Source organism: Paenibacillus sp. y28 (assembly GCF_037137075.1).
In the GTDB taxonomy this organism is placed as follows: Bacteria; Bacillota; Bacilli; order Paenibacillales; family NBRC-103111; genus JBBBNV01.
Genome location: NZ_JBBBNV010000009.1, coordinates 135,045 through 160,365 on the forward strand (window position 1 = coordinate 135,045; position 25,321 = coordinate 160,365).

Here is a 25,321-nt window from a genome sequence, read left to right on the forward strand (position 1 = left end):
CCGCGTAATAGCATAGCTTCCGGCTGAATAGGACTTATCCGCAGCTTCGGCCGGATTTGTTCCTTGCAGACCTGTTTCATCGTCAAATCGCCTGTAAAGGCAGCCACAATCGTTTCCCCTGCGCGGCCTTATCCCGCAAGGCTTTGTGTGTCGCACACTTGAATATGGCGGCGGTAGTACAATCAAGTACAGGAACCGGCTTCAAGCCGCTGCTCCAGCCGGGCCAAATCCTCCGGCAGCGGAGCGGTGAAGCTCATGTATTCCTTCGTCATCGGATGGGCAAAAGCAAGCCGTACCGCGTGAAGCGCATGCCGATCCGCCAGCTTGTCCAGCGCCTCCCATTCGGGCGGCACCGGCTGCTGCGCGGGTACATACAGTTTATCGCCGATTAACGGATGACCGAGATGCTTCATATGCACCCGGATTTGATGGGTCCGTCCCGTTTCCAGCCTCAGAGCAACCAGAGTGGCATGCGCATAGCGCCTCAGCACCCGGTAGTGGGTCACCGACGGGTAGCCTTCCCCCTCCGGCATTACAATACGCTCGTGCGGCGACGCCGGGTTGCGGTCAATCGGCGCATTTACGGTTCCCGCATCTGCGGAAAGCACGCCGTATACGAAGGCGGCGTATTCTTTTTCCACCAGCCCCTGCTGCATTTGCTCGGAGATGTTCTGATGAACATAGGCCGTTTTTGCAATCGCCAGTACGCCGGAGGTTTCCTGATCCAGACGATGAATCGGACGAAAACGGACCTCTTCGCCCCGCTCCAGCCAGTGATGGACAACGCCGTTGGCAATGGTTCCTGTATAGTGCCCGTGCGTCGGGTGCACTATGATTCCGGACGGCTTGGCGAGCACCAGCAAATGCTCATCCTCATACAAAATATGCAACTCCATCGGCTGCGGCAAAATATCCTCCGACTGCTCGCGCTCCATCCGCAGCTCGACGGTATCGCCCTGGCTCACCTGGACATTAATATAAACACGAGCCCCGTTCAGCATAATGCCCCGCTCCGTCAGCTTCAGGCGCGACAGCAGCTTACGGGATACACCGAGCCGCCGCTGAATAATGGTACGCAGCAGGACCCCGTCGTCCTCGGCGGGAACCTTGTACACAAGCGGCTCGTAGTAGGCCGTGCGGTCTGTTGTTACATCGGCATTCGGCTTCATCGTTTTCTCCGGAACACCTCGGCACTCCGGACATATTCCACGTCCGGCACGCCCGCACGGTGATTTGCCGCCCGCGCCATCATGAAGAACAGGTCGGAGAGCCGGTTGATGTATTTCAGCACTTCCCGGTTATATTCCTGCTCGCGGCCCAGCGTTACGATACGCCGTTCAGCCCGCCGGCAGACAGTCCGGCACACGTGCAGCGTGGAAGCAAGCAGCGTGCCGCCGGGCAAAATAAATTTTGTAATGTCGGGTGTTTCCTCGTCATACTTGTCAATCAGCTGCTCCAGATGCTCGACCATCTCGGCCTGAACCTTATACGGACGCAAGTCCTGGCGAAGCAAAGCCAGATCCGAGCCGCAGTCGAAAAGCTCATGCTGGATTTCCAGCAATTCCGCCGCCATATCGGCAAACCGCTCCTCCGCTCCGGCCAGGCAAATCGCCTGACCTACAAAGCCCTTCAGCTCATCTGTCGTGCCGTATGCCTCCACACGGATATCGTCCTTATCGACGCGTCCCCCAATGACGCCGGTTTGACCGGCATCGCCGGTGCGGGTATAGATTTTCATATCGCTTCCTCCCCGTTTGAACCGCTGATCCTATTTTTGTTTGGCCTTCCGAGCTTCTATATGCCAGGCCGTCATATTCATCATAGCGGGAGCAGGCTTGTCAGTGGAGCCCTCTTCTTGCTGCTGCATTGCCGCTACAATTGATGCGTTATTCCTATCATCTCATAAATCCGTTCCATCGCCAAATGACTCCGCACATGATCCGCCAGCCGGTCGAACGCCTGCTCCCGGCGCAGCCCGAACGGCTGCACCTCCTGAAGCGGCGCCCAGCCCTTGCAGCGTCGCAGCCGATTCAGCCAGGCCCGGCGGAACACATCGTTGTGAAGAATACCGTGAATATACGTCCCCCACACCAAACCATCCCTGCTTGACGCGCCATCGGCATGGAACGGACCTTGTGCGTCCGAGCTCCCGGTGCTTGCCATAGAAGCCGGGCCATGAGAGGTCCTGCCGCCCGTTTCATCGGGTCCCCCGCTTGTATCCCCCTGCTGCCTTGTCCCGAAGGAACTCTCCTGGTAGTCCCGTCCCAAGGATTGGCCCACGCCTGCCTGACTATCCGGTGGTCCTGCAGGATCTCTGCCGTCAACGGCGGCTTTGCCCGCTTGCGGCCCAAGCCGGGTGTCGCGGATTAGGAACGGCTGCCGGACCTCGCCTGTAAACCGTGTCCGGCCCATATGGATTTCATAGCCTTCCACCTGCACCTCACATAGGCCTGAAGCAAGCCCGGCATTCTGCGGAACATCCCCGGACCAGCCCAGGAGCGCAACATTTACAGTCCCCTGAACCCGTTCCGTCCGCTTGTCCGCATAAAATTCCGTCTCCGCCGGCAGCCACCCCAGCCCTTCCGTCTCAGTCCGGTCCGATTCGCAGCGCTCGGGGTCCAGCAGGCGTGCTCCCATCATCTGATAGCCTGCACAGATCCCGACCGCAGCGCCGCCCTCGCGCACATGCTGCTGCAGCAGCGCCTCCAGGCCCGATTCACGGAGGTACAGCAGGTCCTCGACCGTATTTTTACTCCCCGGCAAAATCACCGCATCCGGCGTTCCCCACTGCTCCGGGCTCGTAATGTACCGCATACGGACATCCGGCTCCTCCGGCAGCGGGTCAAAATCGGTAAAATTCGATAAGCGCGGCAAACGCAGCACCGCAATATCCAGCACCGCCGAAGCGCCGTCCGAACGGAAGCCTGCATCTGCGGCCGAACCGGCTCCCTGCTTGGCATCCAGCGAAGCGGAATCCTCATCCTCCAGGCCGAGATTCGGCAGGTGCGGAATTACGCCGAGCACCGGCACGCCCGTCCGGTTTTCCAGCCAGTCCAGCCCCGGCTTCAGCAATGTGACATCCCCTCGGAATTTATTAATGACAAACCCTTTTACCCTGGCCCGCTCATCAGGATTCAAGATGTCCATCGTGCCCACCAGCGAAGCGAACACTCCGCCCCGGTCAATATCCGCAACCAAAATTACCGGAGCCTCCGCCCAGGAAGCCGCTCGCATGTTCACGATATCGCGGTCCTTCAAATTAATTTCCGCCGGGCTCCCCGCTCCCTCCAGAACAACAACATCACAGCTTCCGCGCAGCCGTGCAAGCGCCTCCTGTACAATCCGACCGGCCTCAGGCAAATACTTCTCCCGATAGGATCGGGCATCGTAATCCTGCAGCGGCTTGCCGTGGACCACGACCTGGGACACCATGTCCTTCTTCGGCTTAAGAAGAATCGGATTCATGTCCGTCGTCGCCGCAATCCCGCAAGCATCCGCCTGCATCCCCTGCGCGCGCCCGATTTCTTTGCCATCCGGGGTTACATAAGAATTAAGCGACATATTTTGAGACTTAAACGGCGCAACCCGCCAGCCATCCTGCTTCAAAATACGGCATAACGCCGTCGTCAAAATGCTTTTGCCGGCATCCGAGGAAGTGCCCTGCACCATAATCGTACGGGCCGGAACGGGTTTTGCCGGTGATGCTTCTCTAACCCCGTTCATCTCTTCGGCAGCTATGCGCCCGGACAAGTCGTTCTTCGTTTCCGCTGCAGCCGGAGATTGATGAACCGTACCGGTCTGCAGTGCGTTTGCGGCAGGTGCTGGATCGTCCGTGCTGCCGGCAAACCCCAGCCCTGTTTCCGCCCTGTCCGTCTGCGAGGCTGCCGCCGCCTGCATCTCCACATTTAAAGCCCTCAGCGCAGCCTCCAGCTCAGCCAGCATTCGCTCATTATCTTCACGCAGCCGGATCGCCAGCCGGAACCAGGATTCATTCAAGCCCGGAAATAAGGAAGCGTCCCGAATCAAAATGCCGCGCTGGCCCATTTCGCGCTGGAGCGTCTTTACACTGCCGAAGGGCAGCTTCACCAGAACGAAATTGACCTGACCCGGCGCAACAGCCAGTCCCAGACGCTCCAGACGGCCGACCAGCCACGGGCGTTCTTCCTGAAGCCACAGCCGGGTACGGCGGGCGTATTCATGCTCCCGCAGCACGGCCGTACCGACAAGCTGAGCCAGCGTATTGACGCTCCACGGCACCTGCTGCGCCCGCAGCCTGGCGATTTGCTCCGGATGACCGACAATAAATCCGAGCCGCAGGCCCGGAATGGCATAAAATTTCGTCATCGAGCGGATGACCATCAGGCGCGGCTGCTGCGCCGCCTCGCGCAGCAGTGTTAATTGTTCTTCGTTCGGGTAAAAATCGAGAAACGCCTCATCAATGAAGACGGAACGGTTCGGATAACGACGCAGCAGCCCGCGAATCAAATCCGGGTCCAGCGCCCGCCCCGTCGGGTTGTTCGGGTGCCCCAGGAACAGCAGCTCCGCTTCCCGCAGCGCCGCCTCCGCCGCCTCGGCCTGAAGCTCAAATCCGTCTTCCTCGCGAAGCGGAACATCAATAATCCGTGCTCCCGCCTTAAGCGCCGCTTCTTCATACTCTGAGAACGACGGGCGGGCAATCGCCGCCTTCCTCGGCGCAATAACCCGCACCGCCAAATCGATTAGCTCAGCGGCTCCGTTGCCGACCAGAATGGATTCCACCGGCAGCCCGTACGCCTGCGCCAGCGCAGCCCGCAGCTCCCTTACCGCCGGATCGGGATAACGGACCAATAAAGGCCCCGCTTCCCGCAAAATCTTCTCAAGGGCCGGAGGCGGCCCCAGCGGGTTCATATTGGAGCTATAATCCAAAAATCCGTTCTGCGGCCGCCCGTACAGCCCTTCGGCTGTCAGCAAATCTCCGCCGTGTCCGTATTGCTCCAGCATCGGCAGCCTCCCCTTCTTATCTCAAAATAAACCTCAAACACCATTTCTTTTCATCCTGATTATGCGGGCTTCACGCAGCGTTCACTTCTACTAGCGCGTTCATCCGCTTCCGTTGCCTGATTGAAGCGTTAGATGCTCCAGGCCTGCGTCCAGCAGAGCACGACTGCCAGCAGCACAGCCTCTACAAGCTCGTTAATGGCCCCGTAGGTATCTCCCGTTTGTCCGCCCAGCTTGCGGGCAATAACGGCGGCGGTACCGATCGCGCACAATGCGCCAACAGCGGGCAAGCCCAGGAATAAAACCAATGCCGCAGTCCCTGCGGCTTCCGATCGCAGATCGTGCAGCCCCCCGCCCGGGTCCGCAGCAAAGCCCAGGGGCCAGAGAAGTGCTGCGCTCAAGACAGCGGCAAGCACCGTCGCTGCGGCGGCATAACGGAGCGGTATACCGGCAAGCAGCCCCCCGAGTCCGCCTTCAGCCCGTGCATACGGCCAGCCTGTAATCGCCCATACCATGAAGCAGCGGCTCCATAAGGGGATCAGCGCCAGCGCCACAGCAGCGGAGGGGCTTGCCGGGAGCAGGGCGGACAGCAGCGAGATTTTCCACAACACCATAAACACACACGTGATTACGCCCATCGCTCCAACACGGCTGTCCTTCATAATTTCGAGCCTGCGCTCCCGGCTGCGGTGGCTGAACAGCCCGTCCGCCGTATCCATCAGCCCGTCCAGATGGAGCGCTCCGCTAAGCGCCGTCCATAAGCCCGCGAGCAATACGGCAGCGGGAAGGGGAGGCAGCAGCCGGGAGCCGGCATAGCTGCAAGCCGCCAGCAGCAGGCCGATTGCCAGGCCGACCAACGGGTAAAATACGACACTGCGGCGAAACGCCTGCTCCGAATAAGGCGCTGGAAAAGGCCAGGGGAGCCGGGTCAAAAATTTGAACGCCCCGCCCATCGCGGCAAGCCACAGCTTAAGCGAGCTGGCGGGCACATCGCCGTCGTGATGCCCTGCCTTTGGAGCATTCGGCTGCGACTGAACGTCCCCGGCCTGCTGCTCACCGCCTGCCGCCTGTTCTCCCGGTTGATCGCGTTTTTCGTCGTTGTTTATTGAAGCAGCAGCCATGCGAATCCACATCCTCCCGCAATCCAGATGCTCACACCAGTGCAGATGCCCACCGTCCGGCGAATATCTTCCTTATCCAGCGGACGCAGCGGCCAGCCCATTCGGGCCCGGTCACTGACGACATTGCCGTAACGGTTCACGCCGCCCAGCTCAATCCCGATGGCGCCTGCCACCGCCGATTCAGGTATGCCGCTGTTCGGACTTGGATGAAGCGCGGCAAACCGCAGCACAGCGTGAAGCGACCTGGCCGCATCAAGCCCGGGCCGGAACAGGGCATGCAGCACGACGAGCCCGCCTGTAATCCGGGCGGGAATATAATTTAAAACATCATCAAGACGGGCCGAAGCCCAGCCAAAATGCATATAGTTCTCATTTTTATAACCGACCATCGAATCCAATGTATTGGCAGCCCGGTACAGCATCGCCAGCGGTGCCCCGCCCAGAATGGCGAAAAACAAAGGAGACACGACGGCATCGACTATATTTTCCGCTACGGTTTCTATCGCTGCCCGGCTGACCTCACGCTCGTTTAATCCGGCGGTATCCCGGCCGACAATCCAGCCCACCTTCTCCTGGGCTTCCTCAAGACGGCCTTCCTGCAGCGGCCGGTAAACCAGCATCGCCGCCTGCCCCAGCCCCTTTACCGCGATGGTCGTTGAAATAAACCAAACGTTAACCGCATATCCGAGCCAGGGATGTATCGCCTGCGCGGCAAGCACAGCCCCCAGCATCAGGAGGCCGGACAAGAGCACGGTGGACAGCGCCAGCGCCAGCCCTCGCATTCGTTCCCTGCGCTGGACATCGGCACGGGCTGGCCCCGGCTGCGTCCGAAATGCAGGCCTGTCCGGGCGGAGGCTTGGATGCCCTGCTGAAGCCCGGTCCTTTCGCAGCCAGCCTTCACACCGGCTAATCCATTTGCCTATCCAGACGACGGGATGCGGCAGCCAGCGCGGGTCCCCCGCAATCCAGTCCACCACAATCGCTGCTGCAACCATCAGCAGCATTTCGGGCAATGAGTACAACAACACGTTATTTTGCCGCCTCCTCTGACATCCTGAGCCTCATGTTCAGCAGCAAAGCCTTGCCCTGCTTGACAAACGGTCAATCACAATCTGCACCGGCCAGGAGCATTTTCGCCCGGCTGCAAGAACCGGATGTTCTTCATCACTGCACTAAAATTCATTTTACAAAAGTAACCTCGTTTGCCCAGGCAGCTTCTATCGCTGCTCGAAGGTGAAAGCAAGCTTTTTCAGCTCGACGGGAATTCCGGCTGTTACCAGAAACACTTCGTCGCACTGTCCGGCCACACGCTGATTCAACCATCCGGCCCAATCCCGGAACAGGCGTCCAAGGGGGTATTCCGGCACAAGCCCGTCACCCACTTCGTTGGTCACCAGCACGATCGGCCCCGGATACGCGGCAGCCGCTGACGCCAGACGGTCTATTTCCGCCTGCAGCACAGTCTCTCTGTCCGGCGAGTGCTCCACCTGAAGCAGCCAGTTGGTCAGCCACAGGGTCAGACAGTCCAGTAATACGGCAGGGGCACGGGAGGCCGCCAGTCGGTCGAGCAGCGCAGCAGCCTGCAAGGGCTCCTCAATCGTCCTCCAGGCCATCGCCGCCTGCTCTCGTCGCAGCTGATGCAGCCGCGTCCGCTCTCGCATCTCTTCATCGTATGGCTGCAGCGTAGCGATATAAATTCCCGTCCCATCGCTGCTTAATGAAGCCGCGTAGCGCTCGGCGAAGCTGCTTTTGCCGCTGCGGGCCCCGCCTGTAACCAAAACCCGCTTAGCCGGGGAACCCGCCTGCTCAAGCCCGGACTTCATTTCCAGCGCCGCCCGCTCCGCTCCCGTCTCCGGCTGTCTCCGCATGCTACGCTTCCTCCGATCGGGATACCCCTGCGCTGGCAAAGGTAGCCATTTCACGCATAATTTTCAGCGCCGCATCAAGAACGGGCAGCAGCAGAGCCGCGCCTGTCCCCTCGCCCAGCCGCATGTCCATATGCAGCACAGGAGTCAGCCCGATGGCGTCCATCAGCCTCCGGTGTCCCGGCTCCATAGACAGGTGGGAGGCAATCGCATACGGCACACACGCCGGGGCCAGACGTGCAGCTACCAGCATCGCTGCTGTCGAGATGAAGCCGTCGATAATAATCGGGCAGCGGCTGGCCGCAGCGCCCAGAATAACGCCTGTCAAACCGGCGATCTCAAGCCCGCCAAGCTTGGCCAGCACATCGAGCGCATCCTCCGGGTTCGGACGGTTCGTCTCGATGGCCCGGCGGATGACCTCCTGCTTATGCAGCAATACCGAATCCGTAATCCCTGTACCGCGTCCAACAGTGCCGGCCACCTCTGTACCGGTCAAAACCGCCAGCAGGGCGCTGCTTGGCGTCGTATTGCCAATGCCCATTTCCCCGGTAGCAAATACGCGGCAGCCTTCGGATGCCATTTGCTGTACAAGCTCGAAGCCGGCGCAAATCGCTTCAATCGCCTCATCTGTTGTCATGGCCGGCCCCTTGGCAATATTGGCGGTGCCATGCTTCACCTTGCGGGACACAAGCCCCGGATGCTCCAAATCGCCTCGAACGCCGATATCCACACAGACGACGTCCGCTCCGGCGTGACGCGCCAGCACGTTGACAGCCGCCCCCCCATGAAGGAAGTTAAGCACCATCTGGCCCGTTACCTCTGCCGGAAAAGCGCTAACGCCCTCCTCGCATACCCCATGGTCTCCCGCCATGACAATAATTGCTTTGCGGCCCAAATCCGGAATCGTTTCCCCCGTGATTCCCGCCAGCTGTACGGCCAGACGCTCGAGCTGCCCAAGGCTCCCCGGCGGCTTGGTCAGCTGATCCAGATGAGCCTGCGCCCGTACCTGCGCCGCCTCATCCAACGGTTTAATTTGCTCGACCCATTGCTGCAATTGACTGTTCATTCTCATTCCCCCACTAGCATGATATTCAAATGATGTATTTTACATTGCATTCCTGCTCCATGGTGCAAGCTCAGCCGGCCGGTCCGCACCGCGCACAGCGCGCAGTGCTTCGCTGCATGACAGCGGTCGGTCGACCACATGCGGACTGGCTTCACGGGAGTCCCGTTCCCTTCGCACCGCGCACGAGTGAAGCATCGCAGCCACAGGATATCAGCGGACAAGGTTTACCCCTCCGGCTTATCCGCCGGAAGCCCCGGCCGAAGCAGAAGCTGCGGCGCTCCATTCTCGGGATGGGGCACTACAAGCGGCAAGGTTCCGTACACCTGCTCAATCCGCCCGCTTTGCAGCACATCTGCGGGCAAGCCCGCATCCGCAATACGGCCCTGATGCAGCACAAGCAGCCGATCGCAGTACATGGCCGCCAGGTTCAGATCGTGCAGCACAGCAACGGCGGTCAAGCCTTCTTCCCGCTGCCACTGTCTCACGTGGTCCATGAATTGAAGCTGGTAGCCGATATCCAAATACGTGGTCGGCTCATCCAGCAGCAGCAGCCGGGGCTGCTGGGCCATCACCTTGGCCAGCGCCACGCGCTGCCGTTCTCCGCCGCTTAACCGATCTACCGTCCGTTCAGCGATTTCGGACAGTTGAAGCCGCTGTAAAATGCGCTCCACCTGCAAAGCCGAGTCCGCCTCTTCCCGGCCAAGCCAATTTTGGAACGGATATCGGCCCATCTCGACCACCTCACGTACCGAGAAAGCCACATCCGGCAGCGCATCCTGCTGCAGCACGGCAAGCCAGCGGGCCAGCTCCTTCCGCGGATACTCCCGGCTTTGCCTGCCTTCCAGCTTCACACTGCCTTCATGCGGCCGCTCTATGCCGGCCAGCAGACGGAGCAGAGTGGACTTGCCGCTGCCGTTCGGCCCAATGATACCCACCATTTCCCCTTGCGCCACTTCAAATGAGACACGTGACAAAATAGTCCGGCCCCGGATAGAGTAGCCCGCTTCGGATACTTGAATCATGGTCCGGCAACCTCCGCCTCCGCATTAATTTGAAGCCTATGTTACTTGCTTCCGCTGCTTCACATCCTCACGCCCGCCCAGTAAAATCAATTACAGTCACGGCTATAACCAGCTATAATCCCTTATTCCGCTGGGAATTCACATAATTATGCTGCAAGCCGTTTCTTGCGCTGGTACAGCAAATAGGCAAAAAACGGCGCGCCGAGAAAGGCCGTGATAACGCCCAGAGGAATGTCCGTGGGACTCAGCAGCATGCGTGCCAGCGTATCCGCCCACAACAAATAAATTCCTCCGAACAACGCCGACAGCGGCAAAATCAAGCGGTAATCCGGTCCGATAATAAGCCGGACGAAATGAGGAATAATGAGTCCTACAAATCCGATCGTCCCGGAAACCGAAACCGCCCCTGCAGTGACAAGCGTAGAAACGAGGAGCACAATAAGCTTGGTCCGCTCCACGTTTACGCCCGCATAAGCCGCCTGCCGCTCCCCTAAGGCAAGCAAATTCAAATCACGGCCGTACCGCAGTAAAATAAGCAGCCCGGCGGCGGCATAGGGAAGCAGCACCAGCGTGTAGCTCCACCCTTTCATTGCCAGGCTCCCCATCATCCAAAATATCACTTCATTCACCGTCTGCCTGGACAAGGAAACCAAATACGAGACGATTGCGCCCAAAAATGCCTGTACGACAACACCGGACAAAATCAAGGTCTCCAGCTGCAGCTTCCCCTGAATCGCAGCCAGGCGGAAAACAAGCCATAAGCTGATTAGCGCCGTTATAAATGCGGCTGCAGGAATCGTCCATGGCCCCAGCCATGCCAGCTGCAGCCCGAACAAAATGACCGCTGCCGCCCCGACGGCAGCCCCCGATGCGACCCCTAACGTATACGGGTCCGCCAGAGGATTGCGGAGTACACCCTGAAAGCCTGTACCCGCAATAGATAGAGCCGCACCGACGAGAAGCGCCAGAGCCACACGCGGAAAGCGGACCTTCCAAATAATTTGTTCCGATGCCTGCGGCCAGTCCGCATCAATCAGACCGCCCAGGAACGGGAGCTCATGAAGCAGCACCCGCCATACTTGAACGACCGGCAAAGGCGCTGTCCCCATGGACAAGCTGATTACCATGGAGCAGGCCAGAATCAGCAGCCCGGCGCCGCCGAACAGCAGCAGCTTCCTTCTCATCTATTGGAACCGCTCCGGATATACCGCGCGGGCTGTGTCCAGCAGCGCCTGTCCGAGGCGCGGACCGGGCCGGGACATCATATTTTTGTCCAGCGCATACAGTCTGCCGTTCTTGACGGCCTCAATCCCGCTCCATCCGCTGCGGCCCTTAATGGCTTCTTCCAGCGGCTTATTCGTTTTGTCGTCTACAAGTCCGCCCCCAAACAAAATAACATCAGGGTTATCCTGTATGACCTTCTCCTCATTCATCTGCGCCCAGCCGCTCACATCTGCGGCAATATTGACAGCGCCGGACATCTCCAGCAGCTCGTTCAGGAAAGTCCCTTTGCCGACAGTCCAATTCGGGGAAAATTCCATAAATACCCTTTTTCGCTCTTCAGGCTTAATGTCCTTGACTGTTTCAAGCACCTTCGACCGGACCGATTCCATTTGACCGACTACCTGCTCGGCTTGAGTCTGGCGGTCCGTTATGGTTCCGAGCAGCCGAACATTCCGGATGACGTCATCGTAGGTCTTGGCATCGGTTTTGAAAAGCGGCAGCTTCAGCTCATCCCGCAGCTGCTTGATTACAGCCGGGTCGTTTAATGAGACGCCCGTCACCACCAAATCGCTGCCGGCCGCCAGAATCGCCTCCGCATTCGGCTTGCTTACGCCGCCAACCTTGGGCTTGAGCCCAGCTTCTGCCGGGAAATCGTCAAAATCGGAAACCCCGACGATAACATCCCCTAACCCGAGTGCGTAAAGTGTTTCTGTCTCGGCGGGCGAGGTCGAAACAATACGCGAAGGCGCCTTGGTAAACGTCAGCTCCGCTCCCGTGGCGTCCTTGACCGTCAGCGGGTACACCGTCCTCTTCTCTCCGGCAGCGGTCTGCCCGCCCGATTGTCCGCCTGCTGCCGCTCCCGGGGCGGAAGGAACACCGGATTCCGCTCCTTGCTTCGCGCCCTGTCCTGCTCCACAGCCCGAAGCAGCCAGTAATGCTGCAGCCAGCAGCAGCTTGAGCCACCTTCTTTGGGTCATTCTATGCTCTCCCCTTTCAATAAGCCTGTCTATATCCGGAGCCGCCTGCACTACAGCAAAAAGCCCCGTCCTTAACGGACGGGGACCAGCAACTGTGCGGCACGCATCATTTTCAAACGAAGCGCCGGACGCCCTCGTCCTTCCGCGCGTCATACTCCAGCAGCAGAAGAGCGGAGCAGCATACACATGCGGCAGCCCCGATCCGGCGAAAATGATTACGAAACGACGACGTTGCCCCATCCCCAATCCGCGAAGGATGAATGGCATATACCACAGGCAGGTCTCCTGACTTCACAGCGTAGCGATGGCTCCGCCTTCCCATCCGCCCAGCGGGATAGTGGCTTTGAGAGGGCCATCTCTGTGTTACAGTGGCGCGACCGTGCCGGAGTTGCACCGGCTTCCCTTTTCACCCGGCCGTTTGAATGCGCAAGCCTTCAAATCCGGGCACCTGTTAGTGCGAACAATTGAAACGAACTGCTTTCTTTTCACTAGCTGATTATAGGGGAATTGTTATTTTTCCGCAATGGCAGCCATCACTTGCTTGGCCTTGTCCATATCCGGCGCATTGGCGGGAATAAAGGCGTACATTGGATTTCCCTTGTAGCCGGCCTCTTTAAACCATTTGGACTCCGTCATCGGGACGGCAAACAGCGCCGTCTGCCTCTCTTCCACACCCTGCTGGGACGAAATAACCGCTTCCCGCACGCCTCCCGGATAGTCCTCCTTCTTCAGCAGTCCCTCCAGATTAACAGCCCCGCCTTGCCCCAGAACCGCCTTCAATTGATCCTCCGGCAAAATCAGCACGCCGTTGCCCCCCGCAGCGATTTCAACAACCAGCTTCTCCATGGAAAAAATGACGGAGCCGTTGACGGTCACCGTCGGGCTCTCCCCAAGCCTGGACTGCAGCGTTTGCTGCAGCCTTTCGGTCAAATCCGAGACAATGCCGTTCTCAGGCATCACAAACACCGTTACATCACTTTTCGGGCCGCCTCCACAGCCGCTCAGCACCAGCAGCAGCAGCAGGATGGCCCCAAGCCATTTCACGTTCTTGCGCATCGCAGTTCTCTCCTCTTGTCTAGTCTCCATGCTGCTATCATACCATAAGCTAGAGCCTGTACCCAACCGGCGGACCTCTCCCTTCCACTAATCAGGCTGAACAAAGGAGTGGAAGGGCCAAGCCAACTTCCGTCATGCTGCGAAACACCACGCGCCGGGAGCTGCGCGCGGTGCGGAATGGAACAGAGCAAACACCGTCATGCTACGCCACTGCGCGCGCAGTGCGAAAAGGAACGAAGTGAGCTTTATCGGCTGCTTGAAATGATGGTTTCGGCCGCACAAGACCCATGCAATGAAAAAAGAACAGCGCGTTCTAATTCCGTGATCGGATGCATGTTCTCCCTTACGGGACAAGCCGGACTTGAATATGAATAGAACTACAGCCATTTATAACGACAACCAAGGGTGAAAGCGATGAAGAATCTCATTCGGCGGGCCGGCGTCAACAAACTTACGCCGGGCTGGAAGCCGCCGGCAAAACGGGCGCGTGCAGCCGTTAACCAAGTTATCCGCTTCGGGGTAGTGGGTGACAGCCATGTCGGATACGGAAACAGCCTGGCCGTCCTGAAATCCATCCTGCCGAGCGTCGTAAGCAACGGGAATAAGCGCTTCGTTATTTTTGGCGGCGATAATGCGCATGCAGGGGCCAATCACGGGAATTTCGCCGCACAGCGGTACAGCGACTTTAAACAAGCGGCAGACTCGATTCTCGGTCCCAGGAGCATTCCCTACAAGGCCTCGATAGGCAATTGGGAAACAACAACCCGCCCCTTATTCCGGCAGTATTTAGGCCGGGTTACCGGGGAGATGAATTTCCCCGGCACACGGGGGAGAGTCAGGTACGTATGGCTGGACAATGCATCCGGCAGCTTCAGCCAGGAAAGCCTCCGTTTGCTGAAGGGCCTGGATCATCAACACGACTATATCATCGATTTCCATTGGCCGCTGCGCGTGCAGGGAATTACCGTGCCTTCCTCTCATGTGCTGAGCCAGGCGGAAACGGATAAATTTTTCAACGCCATCCCTGCATCGGTCCGAAGCCATGTTTTAGCCATCTTCACACATCATGCTCACAAGTTTTACCAAAAAACGTCAAACATTTATATCGGCTTTCCAAAGACAAAATTTTATGTGTGCGGCTGCTCCGGCGCTTACAAATGCACAGCCAGCGGGCGCGGCTATTACGATGCCACCCTGACCTTCTCCAATAACCGATACAGCGTCAGAGCAAGGGCCGTTAATCGGTAACCGGCGATCAAAAAAAGGTACAGTCCCCTCATCATTCATGAGGAACTGTACCTTTGGCTTATTCGAGACGTTTTAAGAAGCTGTACCCGCAGGCTAGTCTTTTTTCATCGTTCTCATATATTCGTTGATTTTCTCATCTAACAATCGGCTTAAATCAATAACCAGGTCTGCGGTGAAAGAGTTCTGTTCGCGAAACGCTTCTTCCATACGTTTCCGCAAATCATGAATCTCATCTTCGAGAGTCAGACTGGGTGGGGATTGCTTCTTTGACTTGAACGGCCAATACAGTGGACCACGTTTTTCACAAATGACATGAGCGCTGCGCAAATTCACTGAACCGTACTGCAATACAGCCAAGACCATCCCTCCTTTAGCCGGCTTCTCTCTATCTCCCTGTCCGTATCCTGATTATACCAAAAATAATAAAAGATTGATAGCTTACCGGAAAGGAAAATACTATTTTTTTACTTTTTCCACAAATTTTCCGATTCGTTCGATAGCTTCCGTCAATTGATTAACCGAGGTTGCATACGAACAACGAATGAAGCCCTCGCCGCCGCCGCCGAACACGTGGCCGGGAACAGCCGCAACCTTTCCTTCATACAGCAGCTTCTGGCAAAATTCCTCGGAGGTCAGCCCTGTCGATTGGATAGAAGGAAACGCATAGAACGCACCCTGCGGTTCGTGACATTCCAGACCGATCTCCCGGAAGCCCTTGACAACGAGCCGGCGGCGCATGTTATATGCTTCCACCATTTTGTCCTTCTCTTCCATACCGTGCTTTAATGCTTCCAGCGCCGCTACCTGCCCCATCACCGGTGCGCACATTACGGTGTACTGGTGAATCTTGAGCATGGCTGAGATGAGATCGGGATGTCCGCACATGTATCCCATCCTCCAGCCGGTCATGGCAAACGCCTTGGAAAATCCGCTCACCAAAATCGTCCTGTCCTTCATTCCCGGCAGGGACGCAAAGGAAGCATGCTTCTGCCCATAGGTCAGCTCGGCATAAATTTCATCCGAAATGACGATCAAATCATGCTTTTCGACCAGTTCGGCAATTGGAAGCATCTCTTCGTACGTCATGATGCCGCCTGTCGGATTGCTCGGATAACACAAAATCAGCACCTTGGATTTCGGTGTGATAACCGCCTCCAGGGCTGCTGCCGTCAGCTTGAAATTATCTTTGGCGAATGTCTCGATGCCAACTGGAACCCCTCCGCCGATATACGAGATCGGAGAATAAGAAATATAGCACGGCTCCGGGATTAAAATCTCGTCTCCCTGCTCAATCAGAGCACGCAGCGCCAAATCAATCGCCTCGCTGCCGCCGATGGTGACTACAATTTCACTGGCCGGATCGTAGGTAACCTTAAATTCACGGTCCAAATATTCCCCAATCGCCTCGCGAAGCTCAGGAAGCCCGGCATTGGGCGTATAAGTCGTACGGCCCTTCTCCAGCGACTGTACGGCCGCGTCCCGAACATGCCAAGGCGTCACAAAATCCGGCTCCCCGACCCCAAGCGAAATAATATCCTTGCTTCCGCTCACCAAATCAAAAAAACGGCGAATGCCGGAAGGTGGTATCGCCTGAACCCGTTCGGTTAAATATTCCTTCATAGAGGCTCTCTTCCTAGTTTTCGTTTGAAGATCGTTATTGATCATTACCCATCGTCCCTTAGTGTTATGGTGTAATCAACATGCGGTGATCATCTTCCTGATCGGCAAAGATAATTCCGTCTTGTTTATATTTTTTCAAAATAAAGTTTGTTTTGGTCGACAGCACGCGATCGATAGGCGACAGCCTGTTGGACACAAACGAAGCGACTTCCTTCAGGTTCTTGCCTTCCACCTCTACCAGCAAATCGTAGGCGCCGGACATCAAATAAACAGACTTTACTTCCGGATACAAATAAATGCGCTCGGCGATCGCATCGAAGCCGCGGCCCCGTTCTGGGGTAATCTGCACTTCAATCAGCGCGGTGACCTTCTCCTCATCCACCTTGCTCCAGTTAATAACGGTTGCATATTTAACAATAACCTTCTCCGCTTCAAGCTCGCTTACAACCTGCTTGATTTGCTCCGGGTCGGTGTCCAGCATGACGGCCAGCTGGTCGACAGTGCGGCGCGCGTCCTCTTTGAGCAAATTCAGAACCTTAATATGTAAAGCGTTCATGTGCAGCCTCCCTTACCAAAAGCGATATGCGCTAAGTTTATTATACTATACACCTATTCGAGCCGGGCTGCAAAGAAAAAAAGGCGAAGCATGGCCGCGCGTACGGCCGTCTTCACGTTTTCTTTCTACCGCCTTTCAGAAACGTTTCACGCTGGAAAAAGCGGTATCCGGCCCATGCACGGGCCGTTTCCTTAGTCCCCCCAGATGCCCATGCTCAAATAGCGCTCCCCCGTATCCGGAGCGATGCAGAGCACCCGCTTGCCGGCACCGAGACGCTTCGCGAGCTGGAGCGCCGTCCATACCGCGGCCCCTGCTGACGGACCTACGAGTATCCCTTCCCGGGCCGCCAAATCCCTTACGGTTTGCAGCGCGTCCTCGTCAGTAACCTGCACAATTTGATCATATACGCTTGTATTCAGAATCGCCGGCACAAAGCCGGGGCTTGTCCCGACAAGCTTATGCGGCCCAGGCTCCCCTCCGGACAGCACCGGGGACCCTTTCGGCTCCACAACATAAATCTGAATCCCGGGCAGCTTCTCCTTGAGCACTTCCCCGGTTCCCGTAATGGTCCCGCCTGTGCCGGAGGTGGCAACGAAAGCATCCAGCCGCCCTTCCATCTGTTCGATTATTTCCAGTGCCGTTGTGGTCCGGTGAATATCGGGATTCGCGCTGTTCTCAAACTGCTGCGGAATGAAGCTGCCCGGAATTTGATCCCGCAGTTCAAGAGCCTTGGCAATGGCGCCGGGCATCCGCCGGGCGGCCGGGGTCAGCACAACCTCTGCGCCGTAAGCCTTCAAAATATTAATCCGTTCCTTTGTCATGTTATCCGGCATAACCATTATGGCCCGGTAGCCCTTCGCGGCGGCATTCATCGCCAGACCGATACCGGTATTGCCGCTGGTCGGCTCGATAATCGTCGCCCCGGGCTGAAGCAGACCGTCCTTCTCCGCCTGTGCGATTAAGTTATACGCGGCGCGATCCTTCACACTTTTGCTCGGATTGAAATATTCCAGCTTGACGTACACCTCTGCGTCCTGCTCCCCAGTCAAACGATTGACCCGAACAGCCGGGGTATTTCCGATTAGTTCCGTCACATTATTTACGAGTAATCTGCGGTTGCTGCTCATCCTGCTCCTCCTCATGGCTTCTTCCATTGCCGGTGCCGGCTGCTATTTTTCTCCATTGTAGCATGCCGGAACGAATCGGGCTAATCAAGCCGCCGGAACGGCAAGGGGTAATAATTGCAAACAAACGCCTGGAAAAATAGGCCAACCAGAAGTTTCTGGCTGACCTGATCAAACTCCGAAGACACCCGGCAGGCGCCCTTTCGCTCGTAACCGGGTTATCCGGATTATTCGGCCTTCTGCACCCTTGGCGTCAAAAGGCGGCGCATAAACAGCCATGCAGCAATCGGCGAGCTGCCGATACCGAGAAGAAGCCAATTAACGGTCTGCTGGGCCGCGCTTTGCGAAATCACGGCGACAAAGACCAGTGTCCCTATCATTCTTCCGGTATTTAGGCCAAGCTCACGCATGACGATATATTCCACCCGCAGCTTGGCGCTTTCCTCACTGCTTCCGATGAGATCAAATACAGCCGAGGTCATCGGTACTGTATACAGCGGCATAAAAAGAGCGACGCCCACACCAAAAATCAGAAGGGTCACATAATTCAGCTTCCAAAAAAACGGCACAATCACCAGCACCATCATGACAACCCCGATCAGCATTCCCCATTTGCGGTACTCCGGCTTCAAGAAGCGGCCCACAAGCATAAAGCTGACCAGACCGACCGCGGACGTTATCAGCGAGAAATTGCCCAGGCTCATCTCGCTTTGGGTGGCGATAAAGATCAGCAGCCCGATAATAAAGCCGAAAACCCCTTCACGCATCCCTTGGGATACAAGCGCAGGCAGAGCCAGCCGCCAGGACGATCCGCTCTCCTTCAGTGAGGTGAAGGCCTGAAGCCAGGCGTAGCTGCCCGGCAGCTTTTTTTTGCGCAGAAAAAAACTGACTACCACCCCGACAACAAAGACACCCAGAGACAAGCTAAAAATAAGGCGGTATCCCGTCTCTCCACCCAGCCTCGTAATCAGCCAGCCGGATAACCATGGAGCCAGTATGCCCGCCCCCGAGCCAAGCAGCCCGGAATAGCCGTTAAAGCGGTCCCGGTTATCCGGATCGGTGACCTCAAAGTACACGACATTGAAGGCCAGCCAGAACAAACCGTTCGCCAGCCCCTGCACCGCTCCCAGCAGCACGGCATACGAGGCCGAGGCTGTCCCGAGCAGCAGCACCAGCAAATAGAAGACAGCAGAAACCGCAACGCCCGTCCGCAACACGTTCATTTTATTGCGCTCCTTTGCCCACTTGCCGGCGATCCAGAAGGTCAGCGCCATGGTAAGGTGGGAGAAGAAGGTGAACCAGCCGATTAGCGAAAAGTCATTTTTGACCTTCCATAAATAAACACTTACGTATGTACCGGATAATGCCGATGCCGCAGCGAATAAACCGTTGACCGCCAGCAGCAGCCGGGCTTGAGCGTCAAGCAGGGCTTTGCCCCGTTTCCCCCCCGTACTGCCTTGTGAAGCGCCCTGCTGCGCGCCGCTGGATTGACGGCCGGAGGAACCGGCCTCCGGGCGATGCGTCCGGCCTGCAAAGGGACCCCAACCGGATTTCGTTTTTTGTGCCATGGAACCGCTCCTTTGGCTGCAAATTCGACGTTAAAATAGCCTTTCCCAAATACGCCGAATCATACAGTCCAAGCCGGGCCAAGCCGGTCGTCCGTTCCTACAAATCTTTGCGGTGGAACGCCCAAGTGCCGAGAAGCAGGGCCATAAGAGCATAGCCTACCGTGTATATCAGGAAGGAATTGGAAGGCAATGCTGCACCTCCAAACAGGCTAAGCGTGCTTTGCAAATCAATAAACGAATTCACGTCATCAAGCGAGAACAGCTCCGCCAGCATTCTGCGCTGCAAGCCATCGGCAGGCATCGCTATCGCCAGCAGACCGCTTACCGTTTCCAGCGGCTTGACATTCGTTTCTCGAAACATGTTCATGCTAACGACCTTTTCAATCATTCCGCCTAATAATCCCCCGCTGTACAGCATTGTCATGACAATACCGTTCCCCATCGCGGAGAAATAGCAGGAGCCCAGCATCGATAAGGAAACGAGCAGCGGCACAGTCAGGGCAAACAGGGCAAAGCCCTTCATGATTGTAACAGCATCCCCCGGCACGGCCGCATGGTACTCCGCCACGCCAAGAATGCAGGCAAACAGCAGGCCGGCGTACAGTACCCCCATGCTGACATAGCCGATCCAGCGGCCCAGGAACCACTTCCAGCGTGGAAGGGGTCGAGATAGCAGCGCCTGCAGCACCCCCTGCTCGGCTTCTCCGGCTACAACAGCAACCGAGCTGAATATGGATAAGAATGCAATAACAAAGGAGCCGAAGAAAAAGCCCAGGGTTAAAATCATCGAGCCTAGCATCACCTGATTCAAAATAAATTCCATGCTGCCCGTATCCGTCCAAGCGCCCGAATTTCGGTTGCCTATCGCTTGAGCGACAAACCAAAAGGCCGCCAAAAATATAACCGTCATCATAAGCGTCAGCAGCATGACCCGTTTCCGGATCAGCTCCTTCCAGGTCATTCCGATCATAATCGTCAATTCCGTTCCCCCCTGTGGCTCAAGCCGGAAACGGCGTTAAGGAACCATTCATCAAGCCTGGTTTGGGCCTTGCGCACCTCGTACAAGGTCAAGCCCTCCTCCATCAGCACATGATTCAGCCAGCCAATCTGCTCTTCATCCTCAGTCTCGGCTTCCAGCCACACCGTTCCGTCGACGGTACCGGACAACCGGCGGATGTCCCGGTCCGCTTCCTCCGGGGATACATTGCCGCACACCCGGATAACCAGCCCGGACCTTTCCTGCAGCCAGTCCAGCAAAACAGGCGCAAACCCGCCGACCCGAAGCTGCCAGCAGGTTTGCTCATGAAGGACATCCGCTACGGTGCCTTCATGGAGAATATGTCCGTTATTCAGCAGCGCCACCCGGTCGCAAAGCATCTCCACATCTTCAAGCAGATGCGAGTTGAGAAATATGGTTTTTCCCTGAGCGCGCCATGAACGCAAAAGCTGCCGGACCTCATGACGTCCGACAGGATCAAGGGCAGAGGCCGGCTCGTCCAGAAACAGCAGATCCGGCTCATGGATTAGCGCGCAGGCCAGTCCAAGCCGCTGCTGCATCCCTTTGGAATAATGCTTCACCCGGTCCCGGCCGCGCAAGCCGATTCCGACCTCATCCAGCATCCGTTTGATACGGGAGCGGGCCTCCGGACCGCGTATCCCGTTCAGCTTGGCATGAAGCGCCAGAACCTCCTCGCCGGTAAGCCATTCCTGATAGCGGTACAGCTCCGGCAAATACCCGATCCGCCGCCTCGCCTCCACTGACCCGACCGGATACCCGAACAAGGCCGCCTGTCCGCCGCAAGGACGAATCAGCCCGACCAGCATCTTGACAAAGGTGCTTTTGCCGGCCCCATTGGGGCCGAGGAAGCCGAAGGCTTCCCCTGCTTGGACTGTCAGGCTGATATCCCGGCAGCCTCGTCCGTTATGGAATTGTTTGCTTAGTGCCACGGTCGAAATGGCCGTTCCTGTGCTCATTGGTTCATCAGCTCCGTAATCTTCGCCAGCATCGCCTCTTTCGTACCAAGCATGCTGCCGCTGTTCAAAGTAAATAGTTGTCCTTCCTTAACCCAAGTCGCACTAAACTCCTCGCTTCTGCCTGAAGCATGAAGGCTGTAGGAGGTCAACACCACCTCAGTTCCGGATACACTTACCTGCTCGGAATTCGATTTGGAGAATACCGGCAGCGGAATATTTCCATCCGTAAGGGCGGAGGAGGCTTGAAGGCTTTGCTTGATGCTCGCCGGCAGCAGCGGGAAGTTGACAATCGCTTCCATCGCCTCCTTAACTGGAATAGACGGATCGACGGTAACTGTGGGCACTGGCATCTGAGTAAGAGAATAGTAGTGCGTATACTGCTTCTCCTCGTCCGTAGAATGGAAGTTGAAATGCACAGCTTCTTTCATCTCCACTTTCACCGGCTTGCCGTCAACCGATTCGGGCAGCAGGGCCGTTGCCCCCAGTTTTTTCATCGTAGCATTCACTTCATTCACATTCATCTGCAGCGTAATACTTTGCCAAGGGGAGACATACAGATCCGACTGCTTCTCATCCGCCGCTTCCTTCGGCAGGACCAGCTTGCGGCCGAGCTGCTTCTGGATGTCCTCCTTCTTCATACTCCCTTGGAAGGTTCCGGATGCCGCAGAGAAGGTTCCATATTGGTTCACGGCTTCCTCACGGCTGCCATCCTGGAACACGCTCTGGAACAGCTGTCTCATCTCATCTTCATTTACAACCGTAAGCTGCTTCATTTGAAACTTGTTCAGTACCGCCGCTAATGCATTGTTCCCTGCGGGAGTGGCCACCGTCACGACGATCAGGCATGCCGCCGCTGCCCCGGCCAGCCACTTGGATTGCCGGCGTAAGCCTGCCCAGGCAGATCCCCTTCTTGCCTCGCCGGATGGTATGGAGGCTGCATGCTTCTCCGCAGTCGGAGTATCAACCGCCAAAGGCAGCTGTTCAGCGGCGATCGCCCCGGCAGTCCTCTCTCTTCGTGCCGCCTCTCTGGCTTCCGCCTGCCGCTGAGCCAGCTTGGCCCATTGCGGATGAACCGGCTCCGACGCCAGCTTTCCCTGCAGCCGGGTCCAGGCCTCCTCAGCCCGAAGCCGATCCGCCTGCTCTTTGTTCTTATATGGTTTTGTCATTGTCGTTCCTCCCTAAGTTCAGTTTCCGCTCCGCCTACGCCGCTCGGCAGCGCCCGCCGCTTCAGCCGGACCGTTGCCCGGTGTACGAGACTGCCTACAAGCGGGCGCCTCACATTCAGCTTCTCGGCGATTTCCGCATAGTTATAGCCGGAATACCGCATTAGCAGCACCTGACGGGCCCGTTCAGGCAAATCCTCCAGCCAGGACTGCACTTCCTCCTGATTCAGGCGCCTCATCATGACCTCTTCCCCGGACAAGGCATTCACTTCATCGGCCATAGCACGGCGCTCATGCTTTTCGAGTACCTCACGCTCCCGGGATTTTTGATGCAGATAATCATAGGCAAGCCGTGTCAGCACCCGGTGCAGCCAGGCGCCGACAGCTTCCAGCTCTTCAGGGGGGTTACGGTATAGGCGCAGGAAGGTCTCCTGTGCCAAATCCTCCGCCGCCGCTTCATCACGAATAATCGCGATTAATTTCCGGCGCACGGACGGGTAATGGGCAAAAAACAATTCGCAATAAATTTCTGGTATCGGTTGAACCAATTCTTTGTCCTCCTTTCAGCTGCAGCTATATATAAGACGGCTGAGCGCCCGATTTTGCAGCAGGCTGCATCACCCTTATTTGATGCTTTATTCATCAATAAAAAAAGCTCCGGGTAAAAATCACCCGAAGCTTTCTTCATCTCGCGTTATAATCCGCGCAATTGGTTTGCTGCCTGGATACGGTCTTCATCCGATAGCGCGTGCTCCACCTTAAAGCAGGACGGGCACACAAACACATTCAGCTTGAACGGAGCCTCAAGAAACGGCGGCAAGCCCCCGAAATCCTCAGGTTCAAAATGCTTGCTCTTCACGATTTGCCGTCCGGCCAGCACCATGTCCGTGCGGCAGCGGTCGCATTCATGAAAATCGGACTGGACGTCGATATACGGCTGCACCGTTCCGTTATAAAACACCACGCCGTCCTGATCGTCATCATCGGCTTTATTTTCCGGAGCCGCTTTGCTTTTAACCGGCTCAGGAGCAGTCCGATGCCCGGCCAGCTGACTGCCGAGCACCGGCAAATCCGCAATGCCGGCGCCCGCCGATGCGACGGAATCCGACTCTTCCGGCTCCGCCCCCGGCGGCTTCTCATCCGCTTCGATATGAAGCTGCACGTTCCGGTAGGGTGTTAATTCCTGACCGCAGTGCGGGCACTCATCCTCAGGACCGAACTCCGGGTCCCAAATAATTTCGGTATCGCACCACGGACAGATAATATCTTTATGCTCCGACATAAGAGCCTCCTATTTCGTCATCAAATAATAGATGCCAATCCCAAAAAACACTCCGGCCAGCGCAAAAAGCGTACCCCACAAATATTTCATTGTCAAGTCACACTCGCGCCGATAACATACGACATGGAAATAGAGATGATCATCGACAGCAGGCCGACTGCCTTGTTATCCTTTTGAATTTCTTCATCCACCTTAATCGTTGGCGTCAAGAACTCAAAAATAAAATACGCGACGAGCAGCAGCAGGAATCCAAAGCCTGCCCATATCATCGAGTGCATGATTGAATCGTTATTCAAAATGGAAAAACGGAAGATGTTGCAAATCCCGAAGATTTTCCCGCCTGTCGCCATCGCTACAGACACATTTCCTTTTCTAATTTCCTGCCAGTCGCTGTATTTGGTCACAAATTCAAAAATAGCTAAAAATACGACCAGCGCCAGCACCGCGACCGAGAAAAAGGCCGCTGTCTCCACATAAGGATTCGAAAGCAATTGATCCACCTCATTATTCATCCTGTTATCGTCACTCCTAGCCGTAAACTTCAGATAAATGGCATCCGCCGTCCTGCCAAAAAGTGCTGCTTCCCGTTATCACTGACTGTTCGGCCGCCTCCCACTCCTGCCTGAAACGACCGTGCTCAGAAAAAAGACCGCCCCCCGCGGAAGAAGAACGTCTTACCCGGGCGAACAGCCGCATGGGGCTATATTTCTTATTTCGCCAAAGCAATGATGTTTTCCTTCCGGTGCAGGACAGTCTCTTGCTGCCTATTGCTATTATTGATCCTTTTGGGCAAGACGTGCTTTCAGAGCCGCCAGCTCGTCATCGACACCGCTGGATTTGTCCAGGCTGTCAAGCTCATCGTCAAGGGAACGGTTTTTGCCGCGAATTTCACCCGCTGCCTCCGCTTCAGCTTCCATTTGGAGCACTTTCTCGCTCATACGGTCGAAGCCTTTGGCTGCAGTGTCCTTGCCGAATCCGGACATAGCCTGATTGATTTGCTTTTGCGCCTTCGCTGCCTCTGCGCGAGCGACCAGCAAATCCTTTTTGTTCTTCATTTTTTCATATTCGTCTTTCATTTCGGTCAATTGTCCGCGCAGACGATCCGCATTGACCTTCGCTGTTCCGTACTGCTGCTGCAGCTCATCGCGACGCTGCGTTTGTTCCTTCTTGTCCTGAAGAGCGCGGCGGGCCAGATCCTCGTTGCCGGCCTCAAGCGCTTTAATCGCCTGCTGCTCACGCTTTGCGACAAGCTCTTCCGCCTCTTCGTACTGCTGCTTGAATTTTTTCTCAATGGCGATTTGCTTCGCTACCGCAATTTCCGCTTCAGCGATGTCATCACCCATATCGCGCAAAAACTGGTTCAGCATTTTTACCGGATCTTCCGCTTTGTCGAGCAGGTCGTTAATCGAAGCCATAGTCAAATCGCGCAAACGTTTAAAGATTCCCATATTCCAGTTCCTCCCCGAAGGTTCATATTT

At 56.6% G+C, this 25,321-nt stretch carries 25 protein-coding genes and 1 riboswitch; of the genes, 1 reads left to right on the plus strand and 24 read right to left on the minus strand.

The window, feature by feature from the left end:
• Positions 1-182 precede the first annotated feature (182 nt).
• From WBG83_RS09860 to WBG83_RS09920, 12 genes are all read right to left on the minus strand, one after another.
• Positions 183-1,169 (minus strand): RluA family pseudouridine synthase, encoded by a 987-nt coding sequence (locus WBG83_RS09860; RefSeq protein ID WP_336744842.1) that lies wholly within the window; start codon positions 1,167-1,169, stop codon positions 183-185.
• Positions 1,166-1,738, minus strand: a complete 573-nt coding sequence (locus tag WBG83_RS09865; RefSeq protein ID WP_336744843.1) for a cob(I)yrinic acid a,c-diamide adenosyltransferase — start codon at positions 1,736-1,738, stop codon at positions 1,166-1,168. Before WBG83_RS09865 ends, WBG83_RS09860 begins: the two co-directional genes overlap by 4 nt.
• 134 nt (positions 1,739-1,872) lie before the next feature.
• Positions 1,873-4,980, minus strand: a complete 3,108-nt coding sequence (locus WBG83_RS22600; RefSeq protein ID WP_442955819.1) for a cobyric acid synthase — start codon at positions 4,978-4,980, stop codon at positions 1,873-1,875.
• 128 nt (positions 4,981-5,108) lie between these two features.
• The gene (cobS, locus tag WBG83_RS09880) at positions 5,109-6,098 is read right to left on the minus strand and encodes an adenosylcobinamide-GDP ribazoletransferase (RefSeq protein ID WP_336744844.1); all 990 of its coding nucleotides are present in this window, start codon (positions 6,096-6,098) and stop codon (positions 5,109-5,111) included.
• Entirely contained in the window at positions 6,080-7,126 is a 1,047-nt protein-coding gene (cbiB, locus tag WBG83_RS09885; RefSeq protein WP_336744845.1) for an adenosylcobinamide-phosphate synthase CbiB, read from the minus strand. Before cbiB ends, cobS begins: the two co-directional genes overlap by 19 nt.
• A 189-nt stretch (positions 7,127-7,315) precedes the next feature.
• Positions 7,316-7,921 carry a bifunctional adenosylcobinamide kinase/adenosylcobinamide-phosphate guanylyltransferase gene (gene cobU / locus WBG83_RS09890; protein WP_336744879.1) on the minus strand — a complete coding sequence of 202 codons (606 nt, stop codon included), beginning with the start codon at positions 7,919-7,921 and terminating at the stop codon, positions 7,316-7,318.
• A 46-nt stretch (positions 7,922-7,967) separates the two neighbouring features.
• Positions 7,968-9,029, minus strand: coding sequence for a nicotinate-nucleotide--dimethylbenzimidazole phosphoribosyltransferase (cobT, locus tag WBG83_RS09895; protein WP_336744846.1), 1,062 nt, complete (start codon positions 9,027-9,029; stop codon positions 7,968-7,970).
• Between the two features lie 224 nt (positions 9,030-9,253).
• Positions 9,254-10,051 (minus strand): heme ABC transporter ATP-binding protein, encoded by a 798-nt coding sequence (locus WBG83_RS09900; protein WP_336744847.1) that lies wholly within the window; start codon positions 10,049-10,051, stop codon positions 9,254-9,256.
• Positions 10,052-10,197: 146 nt separating this feature from the next.
• On the minus strand, positions 10,198-11,235 hold the full coding sequence (locus WBG83_RS09905) for a FecCD family ABC transporter permease (RefSeq protein ID WP_336744848.1): 1,038 nt from the start codon (positions 11,233-11,235) through the stop codon (positions 10,198-10,200).
• Positions 11,236-12,252 carry an ABC transporter substrate-binding protein gene (locus tag WBG83_RS09910; RefSeq protein ID WP_336744849.1) on the minus strand — a complete coding sequence of 339 codons (1,017 nt, stop codon included), beginning with the start codon at positions 12,250-12,252 and terminating at the stop codon, positions 11,236-11,238.
• A 112-nt stretch (positions 12,253-12,364) separates the two neighbouring features.
• Positions 12,365-12,526 (minus strand): hypothetical protein, encoded by a 162-nt coding sequence (locus WBG83_RS09915; RefSeq protein ID WP_336744850.1) that lies wholly within the window; start codon positions 12,524-12,526, stop codon positions 12,365-12,367.
• A riboswitch (cobalamin riboswitch) is annotated at positions 12,511-12,719 on the minus strand. (Overlaps the previous gene by 16 nt.)
• Positions 12,720-12,762: 43 nt before the next feature.
• The gene (locus WBG83_RS09920) at positions 12,763-13,308 is read right to left on the minus strand and encodes a hypothetical protein (RefSeq protein ID WP_336744851.1); all 546 of its coding nucleotides are present in this window, start codon (positions 13,306-13,308) and stop codon (positions 12,763-12,765) included.
• A 414-nt stretch (positions 13,309-13,722) separates the two neighbouring features.
• On the opposite strand from WBG83_RS09920, the gene WBG83_RS09925 reads away from it, so the two are divergent.
• Complete coding sequence (locus WBG83_RS09925) at positions 13,723-14,556, plus strand: metallophosphoesterase family protein (RefSeq protein ID WP_336744852.1); 834 nt, start codon at positions 13,723-13,725, stop codon at positions 14,554-14,556.
• Between the two features lie 93 nt (positions 14,557-14,649).
• On the opposite strand, the gene WBG83_RS09930 is transcribed toward WBG83_RS09925, so the two are convergent.
• The 12 genes from WBG83_RS09930 to WBG83_RS09985 all read right to left on the minus strand — a co-directional run bounded on the left by WBG83_RS09930 (position 14,650) and on the right by WBG83_RS09985 (position 25,291).
• Complete coding sequence (locus WBG83_RS09930; RefSeq protein WP_336744853.1) at positions 14,650-14,913, minus strand: aspartyl-phosphate phosphatase Spo0E family protein; 264 nt, start codon at positions 14,911-14,913, stop codon at positions 14,650-14,652.
• A 99-nt stretch (positions 14,914-15,012) separates the two neighbouring features.
• Complete coding sequence (locus tag WBG83_RS09935) at positions 15,013-16,176, minus strand: aminotransferase class I/II-fold pyridoxal phosphate-dependent enzyme (RefSeq protein WP_442955820.1); 1,164 nt, start codon at positions 16,174-16,176, stop codon at positions 15,013-15,015.
• Between the two features lie 64 nt (positions 16,177-16,240).
• On the minus strand, positions 16,241-16,732 hold the full coding sequence (locus WBG83_RS09940; RefSeq protein WP_336744855.1) for an Lrp/AsnC family transcriptional regulator: 492 nt from the start codon (positions 16,730-16,732) through the stop codon (positions 16,241-16,243).
• A gap of 191 nt (positions 16,733-16,923) precedes the next feature.
• Positions 16,924-17,859, minus strand: coding sequence for a cysteine synthase A (gene cysK, locus WBG83_RS09945; RefSeq protein ID WP_336744856.1), 936 nt, complete (start codon positions 17,857-17,859; stop codon positions 16,924-16,926).
• A gap of 224 nt (positions 17,860-18,083) precedes the next feature.
• The gene (locus tag WBG83_RS09950) at positions 18,084-19,424 is read right to left on the minus strand and encodes an MFS transporter (RefSeq protein WP_336744857.1); all 1,341 of its coding nucleotides are present in this window, start codon (positions 19,422-19,424) and stop codon (positions 18,084-18,086) included.
• Between the two features lie 97 nt (positions 19,425-19,521).
• Positions 19,522-20,394 (minus strand): ABC transporter permease subunit, encoded by an 873-nt coding sequence (locus WBG83_RS09955; RefSeq protein ID WP_336744880.1) that lies wholly within the window; start codon positions 20,392-20,394, stop codon positions 19,522-19,524.
• 5 nt (positions 20,395-20,399) lie between these two features.
• The gene (locus WBG83_RS09960; RefSeq protein WP_336744858.1) at positions 20,400-21,398 is read right to left on the minus strand and encodes an ABC transporter ATP-binding protein; all 999 of its coding nucleotides are present in this window, start codon (positions 21,396-21,398) and stop codon (positions 20,400-20,402) included.
• Entirely contained in the window at positions 21,395-22,564 is a 1,170-nt protein-coding gene (locus tag WBG83_RS09965; protein ID WP_336744859.1) for a hypothetical protein, read from the minus strand. The genes WBG83_RS09960 and WBG83_RS09965 overlap by 4 nt, the downstream gene beginning before the upstream one ends.
• Positions 22,561-23,109 (minus strand): sigma-70 family RNA polymerase sigma factor, encoded by a 549-nt coding sequence (locus WBG83_RS09970; RefSeq protein ID WP_336744860.1) that lies wholly within the window; start codon positions 23,107-23,109, stop codon positions 22,561-22,563. The genes WBG83_RS09965 and WBG83_RS09970 overlap by 4 nt, the downstream gene beginning before the upstream one ends.
• Positions 23,110-23,255: 146 nt before the next feature.
• Positions 23,256-23,843, minus strand: a complete 588-nt coding sequence (locus WBG83_RS09975) for a hypothetical protein (RefSeq protein ID WP_336744861.1) — start codon at positions 23,841-23,843, stop codon at positions 23,256-23,258.
• Between the two features lie 92 nt (positions 23,844-23,935).
• Complete coding sequence (locus tag WBG83_RS09980) at positions 23,936-24,355, minus strand: DUF350 domain-containing protein (protein ID WP_336744862.1); 420 nt, start codon at positions 24,353-24,355, stop codon at positions 23,936-23,938.
• Positions 24,356-24,616: 261 nt separating this feature from the next.
• Positions 24,617-25,291 carry a PspA/IM30 family protein gene (locus WBG83_RS09985; RefSeq protein WP_336744863.1) on the minus strand — a complete coding sequence of 225 codons (675 nt, stop codon included), beginning with the start codon at positions 25,289-25,291 and terminating at the stop codon, positions 24,617-24,619.
• Positions 25,292-25,321: the final 30 nt, after the last annotated feature.